Genomic DNA, 5,848 nt, shown 5'->3' on the forward strand with positions numbered 1-5,848 from the left:
CTTCGCCCGCCTGGTCAATCTGAGCCAGAACCCGCTCGCCCTCGTCCGGTGTGTGCAACTGCGCCATCAGCGCCTGGCGCTGCCGAGCGCTGAGCTCGTGCAACCGCTTCAACCACCGCTTCCAGTCTTGTTCCTGCATCGCCTTCTCCAGGGAACCCGGCTTGCCGCCGTCTACCTGGCACGATGCACTTCCACTGGCTCATGGCCTGCGCCTGTCACTACTCAATGCGCAAAGAGCCTTTTTCTTGGGCGGTGCGCCTGGCGCGTTGATCAGTCGCGCACGCAATCCACGCAATAGCGCTTGTCGCCGTTCGGTAGGTCTTCCGCCACCAGGCCGTGCACGTCGGTGTCAAAGCCGGGGAAGGCCTTGTTGAAGGCGCGTGTGAAACGCAGGTAATCGACGATCTTCTTGTTGAAGCGCTCACCCGGAATCAGCAGCGGGATGCCCGGCGGGTAAGGCGTCAGCAGCGAGGTCGTGATGCGGCCCTCGAGCTTGTCGATCTCCACCCGCTCGATACGACGGCGCGCGATGTTGGCGAACGCGTCGCTGGGCTTCATCGCCGGCTGCAGGTCCGACAGGTACATCTCGGTCGTCAGGCGGGCGATGTCGCCCTTGGCGTACATCTCGTGGATGCCATTGCTCAGGTCGGCCAGGCCCATGCGCTCGTAGCGCGGGTGGGCCGCGCAGAACTCGGGCAGGATGCGCCACAGCGGCTGGTTGCGGTCGTAGTCGTCCTTGAACTGCTGCAGTGCGGTCAACAGCGTGTTCCAGCGGCCCTTGGTGATGCCGATGGTGAACATGATGAAGAACGAGTACAGGCCCGTCTTCTCGACCACCACGCCATGCTCGGCGAGGAACTTGGTGACGATCGACGCCGGAATGCCCGTCTTGGCAAACTTGCCGGACATGTCCATCCCCGGCGTGATGATGGTGGACTTGATCGGGTCCAGCATGTTGAAGCCGGCCGCCATGGCGCCGAAGCCGTGCCACTTGGCATTGGCCTTCAGCACCCAGTCTTCCTGCTTGCCGATGCCTTCGTCGGTCARCTTGTCCGGGCCCCAGACCTTGAACCACCAGTCCTTGCCGTAGTCGGCATCGACCTTGCGCATCGCGCGGCGGAAGTCCAGCGCCTCACGGAGGCTCTCTTCGACCAAGGCGGTGCCGCCTGGCGGCTCCATCATCGCCGCCGCCACATCGCACGAGGCAATGATCGCGTACTGCGGCGAGGTCGAGGTGTGCATCAGGTACGCCTCGTTGAAGAGGTCGCGGTCCAGGTGCACAGTCTGCGACTCCTGCACCAACACCTGCGAGGCCTGGCTGATGCCGGCCAGCAGCTTGTGGGTCGACTGGGTCGCATAGACCATCGCCTGCTTCGGCCGCGCGCCGCCGCGCCCCATCGCATGGTAGGTGGCGTAGAACTTGTGAAACGCGGCGTGCGGCAGCCAGGCCTCGTCGAAATGCAGCGTGTCGACCCAGCCGTCGAGCTTGCCCTTGATCGTCTCGGTGTTGTAGAGCACACCGTCGTAGGTGCTCTGCGTGACGGTCAGGATCTTCGGCCGCACCGTCTTGGCATCCACGCCTTGCAGCAGCGGGTGCTTGGCGATCTTCTTCTGGATCGACGCCTTGGTGAACTCGCTCTCGGGGATCGGGCCAATGATGCCGTAGTGGTTGCGCGTCGGGGTCAGGAACACCGGCACCGCGCCGGTCATGATGATCGAGTGCAGGATCGACTTGTGGCAATTGCGGTCGACCAGCACCACATCGTCAGGCGCCACGTTGTGGTGCCAGACCATCTTGTTGCTGGTCGAAGTGCCGTTGGTGACGAAGAAGCAATGGTCGGCATTGAAGATGCGCGCCGCGTTCTTCTCGCTCGCCGCCACCGGGCCTGTGTGGTCCAGCAGCTGACCCAACTCTTCCACGGCGTTGCAGACGTCGGCCCGCAGCATGTTCTCGCCGAAGAACTGGTGGAACATCCGCCCGATCGGGCTTTTCAGGAAAGCCACGCCGCCCGAGTGGCCCGGGCAGTGCCACGAGTACGAGCCGTCTTGCGCGTAGTCGACCAGCGCGGCAAAGAACGGCGGCGCCAGCGAGCCGAGGTAGCTCTTGGCCTCGCGGATGATGTGGCGAGCCACGAACTCCGGCGTGTCCTCGAACATGTGGATGAAGCCGTGCAACTCGCGCAGGATGTCGTTCGGGATGTGCTGCGAGGTGCGCGTTTCGCCGTACAGATAGATCGGAATCTCGGCATTGCGGAACCGGATCTCCTCGATGAACTTGCGCAGGTTCAGCACCGCCGGGTCCAGCTCGGGGCCGGGGGTGAATTCCTCGTCGTCGATCGACAGGATGAAGGCGCTGGCGCGGCTTTGCTGCTGAGCGAACTGCGACAGGTCGCCATAGCTGGTGACGCCGATCACCTCGAAGCCTTCTTTCTGCATCGCCTCGGCCAGCGCGCGTATGCCCAGACCCGAGGTGTTCTCGGAACGGAAGTCCTCATCGATGATCACGATGGGAAAAGAAAAGCGCTGCATGGCGGCGGCCTCGGTTGGGCTGGCGGAAAATGGAAAGCGCGAAGTGTAGGGCCGATGAATGGCCCCAAGTTGACAAGTGGCGCCAAAACCAACAGGCGCCGCCACAGCAGGAGGCGACGATGAACTGGGACCATTCGACAGCCTGGTGGGTGGCCACCGGCGTGCTGGTGGCGCTGGAGCTGGTTACCGGCACCTTCTACCTCTTGATGGTGGCCATCGGCACGGCCGCCGGGGCGCTGGCGGCCCATGCCGGCCTGCCCTTCACCGGCCAGTTGGTGACGGCCGCGGTCATTGGCGGCGCCGGTGTGGCGTTGTGGCACCGCCGCCGGCTGAGCCAACCGGCCGGGCCGCGTGCCGCCGAGAACCCAGACCTGAACATCGACGTGGGCTCGCGCGTGCAGGTGCCCGCCTGGGGCGCCGACCGGCAGGCGCGCATCACCCACCGCGGCGCGGCCTGGAGCGCCCGCTACGCCGGCAGCGGCGTACCGACGCCGGGCGAGCATGTCATCGTCGCGGTCGAGGGCTCGCAGTTGGTGCTAGACCGCGCCACCGGCTGAATCCGTCCGACCACCGATCCACTTCAAGGAAGCCTGATGGAAATCGTTGCCCTGATCGTCTTCTTCATCGCAGTGCTGTTCATCGCACGCTCGGTGAAGGTGGTTCCGCAGCAGAACGCCTGGGTCGTCGAACGCCTGGGTCGCTACCACGCCACGCTGGCGCCGGGTCTGAACATCCTCGTGCCCTTCGTCGACCGCCTGGCCTACCGGCATTCGCTGAAAGAAATTCCGCTCGATGTGCCGAGCCAGATCTGCATCACCCGCGACAACACGCAACTTACCGTCGACGGCATCCTGTACTTCCAGGTGACCGACGCGATGCGCGCGAGCTACGGCTCGTCGAACTACATCCTGGCCATCACGCAACTGGCGCAAACCACGCTGCGCAGCGTGATCGGCAAGATGGAGCTGGACCGCACCTTCGAGGAGCGCGAGATCATCAACGGCTCGGTCGTTGCCGCGCTGGACGAGGCGGCGCTGAACTGGGGCGTCAAGGTGCTGCGTTATGAAATCAAGGACCTGACGCCGCCGGCCGCCATCCTGCACTCGATGCAGGCGCAGATCACCGCCGAGCGCGAGAAGCGCGCGCTGATCGCCGCGTCCGAAGGTCGCCGCCAAGAGCAGATCAACATCGCCACCGGCGAGCGCGAGGCCTTCATCGCCCGCTCAGAGGGCCAGAAGCAAGCCGAGATCAACAAGGCACAAGGCGAGGCCGCTGCGATTCTGGCGGTGGCTGAAGCCACGGCCGGCGCGATCCGCCAGGTCGCCGCGGCGATTCAGTCACCGGGCGGCGAGCAAGCCGTGCAGCTGAAGGTGGCCGAAAAAGCCGTCGAGGCCTATGCCCAACTGGCGCAGAAGAACAACACGATGATCGTGCCCGGCAACATGACCGAGGTGTCAGCGCTGGTGGCCAGCGCGATGGCCTTGATGCGCAGCCCTGCGACTCACCCAGCCAGCAYACGCTGAACTGGTCAATCCATGGGCTAGAATGCCCGGCTGCCTCTGCGGAGGGGTGGATGAGCGGTTTAAGTCGCACGCCTGGAAAGCGTGTGTGGGCTAATCCCCACCGCGGGTTCGAATCCCGCCCCCTCCGCCAATCAATATGCTGAAGGCCCCTTGCGATGTGCGAAGGGGCCTTTTTGTTTTTCTGTCCCGAAGCAGGTTGAATGCGAGACCAATCTATCGCAGCAGAGTTTGCGCAGGCAAAGAAAAAGCCGCCCGAAGGCGGCTTTCGCGTTGGGGGCTGAAGGGGATCAGCGCACCACAGCGATCTGCTCGCGCTTGTCACCCTTGTAGGTGAACAGGGTCAGCGCGCCGTTCTTGATGTCGCCCTTTTCGTCAAAGGCGATCGTGCCGGTCACGCCCTTGTAGCCACTGGTCTTGGCCAGCACCGGCAGGTACTTGGCGGGCTCGGCGGARCCGGCCTTGACCATCGCGTCGACCATCACCATCGTGGCGTCRTAGACGTACGGGGCGTAGATCTGCACRTCGGCGTTGAACTTCTTCTTGAAGTCGACCTTGAACTTGTCCATGGCCGTCTTCTGAGCGCCTTCGACGCCGCCGGCTTCCGCGCACACCACTTGGCCGTCGGCCATGGCRCCTGCGGCCAGCTTGGGCAGTTCGCCYGAGCAGATGCCGTCGCCACCCATGAACTTGGCGGTGATGCCCAGTTGCTTCATCTGGCGGATCATCGGGCCGGCCACCGCGTCCATGCCGCCGTAGAACACGACGTCAGGCTTGGCAGCCTTGATGCTGGTCAGGATGGCGGTGAAGTCCGTTGCCTTGTCGTTGGTGAACTCGCGCTTGGCGATCGCGCCGCCCTTTTCCTTCACGCCCTTTTCGAACTCGTCGGCCACACCYTGGCCATAGGCCGTGCGGTCGTCGATCACGGCRATCGTCTTGCCCTTGAGYTCGGTCACGGCATAACGGCCCAGCGTGCCACCCAGGTGCACGTCGTCAGCCACCACGCGGAAGGTGGTCTTGAAGCCTTGGCGGGTGAACTTGGGGTTCGTYGCCGAGGGGCTGATCTGCGGGATGCCAGCGTCGGAGTAGACCTTCGAAGCCGGGATGGAGGTGCCCGAGTTCAGGTGGCCGATCACGCCGTTGACCTTGGAGTCGACCAGCTTCTGCGCGGCAGCGGTGCCTTGCTTCGGGTCGCCTGCATCATCTTCAGCCAGCAGCTCGAACTTGACCTTCTTGCCGCCGATGGTCACGCCCTTGGCGTTGAGYTCATCGATRGCCATGCGGGCGCCGTTCTCGTTGTCCTTGCCCAGGTGGGCAATTGCACCGCTGGTCGGCCCCACATGGCCGATCTTGACGACCACATCTTCAGCCATCGCGGTGCCGGCAAACGCCAGGCTGATCGCGGCAACGCTCCAGTTCAGATTGAACTTCATAGAGGTCTCTCTCTCCGTCGTGGGTTGGCGGATGCGATGACGCCTGGCTTGTGGCCAAGCAGAGGCGCGCGGGCGTCGCCTCTCACCGGTCCTTTGGTATGACCCGCTGAAAAGTTAGGCGTTATTCGCCAAGGTAGGCGGCGCGGACCTTCGGGTCTGCCAGCAGTTGCTTGGCCGGCCCGCTCATGGTGACCTCGCCGGACTCCATGACGTAGCCGCGGTTGGCCAAGCTGAGCGCACGGCTGGCGTTCTGCTCGACCAGCAGCACGGTGGTGCCTTGCTTGTGGATCGTGTCGACGACCTCGAAGATCTTGTCGACCATGATGGGTGAGAGGCCCATGCTGGGCTCGTCGAGCAGCAGTACCT

4 protein-coding genes, 1 tRNA gene and 1 pseudogene are annotated in these 5,848 nt (G+C 64.1%); 3 read left to right on the forward strand and 3 right to left on the reverse strand.

Annotated features, from left to right (window positions below; all coding sequences use genetic code 11):
• Positions 1-270: 270 nt before the first annotated feature.
• Complete coding sequence (locus tag AC1DYI_RS24620) at positions 271-2,529, reverse strand: Orn/Lys/Arg family decarboxylase (protein ID WP_477206766.1); 2,259 nt, start codon at positions 2,527-2,529, stop codon at positions 271-273.
• Positions 2,530-2,648: 119 nt separating this feature from the next.
• Here AC1DYI_RS24620 and AC1DYI_RS24625 point away from each other — a divergent pair, with 119 nt between their 5' ends.
• From AC1DYI_RS24625 to AC1DYI_RS24635, 3 genes are all read left to right on the forward strand, one after another.
• Positions 2,649-3,086 carry an NfeD family protein gene (locus tag AC1DYI_RS24625; RefSeq protein WP_477206767.1) on the forward strand — a complete coding sequence of 146 codons (438 nt, stop codon included), beginning with the start codon at positions 2,649-2,651 and terminating at the stop codon, positions 3,084-3,086.
• Positions 3,087-3,122: 36 nt separating this feature from the next.
• On the forward strand, positions 3,123-4,052 hold the full coding sequence (locus AC1DYI_RS24630; RefSeq protein WP_477206768.1) for an SPFH domain-containing protein: 930 nt from the start codon (positions 3,123-3,125) through the stop codon (positions 4,050-4,052).
• Positions 4,053-4,092: 40 nt separating this feature from the next.
• Positions 4,093-4,182 (forward strand) — tRNA-Ser (locus AC1DYI_RS24635).
• Between the two features lie 157 nt (positions 4,183-4,339).
• Here AC1DYI_RS24635 and AC1DYI_RS24640 read toward each other — a convergent pair.
• Both AC1DYI_RS24640 and AC1DYI_RS24645 read right to left on the reverse strand, forming a co-directional pair.
• Positions 4,340-5,482: a branched-chain amino acid ABC transporter substrate-binding protein gene (locus AC1DYI_RS24640; protein WP_477206769.1), complete on the reverse strand. Its 1,143-nt coding sequence runs from the start codon at positions 5,480-5,482 to the stop codon at positions 4,340-4,342.
• Between the two features lie 121 nt (positions 5,483-5,603).
• A pseudogene (locus tag AC1DYI_RS24645) lies at positions 5,604-5,848 on the reverse strand (ABC transporter ATP-binding protein); the annotation flags it as partial.

This window comes from Ideonella sp. P3_A4 (assembly GCF_056403075.1).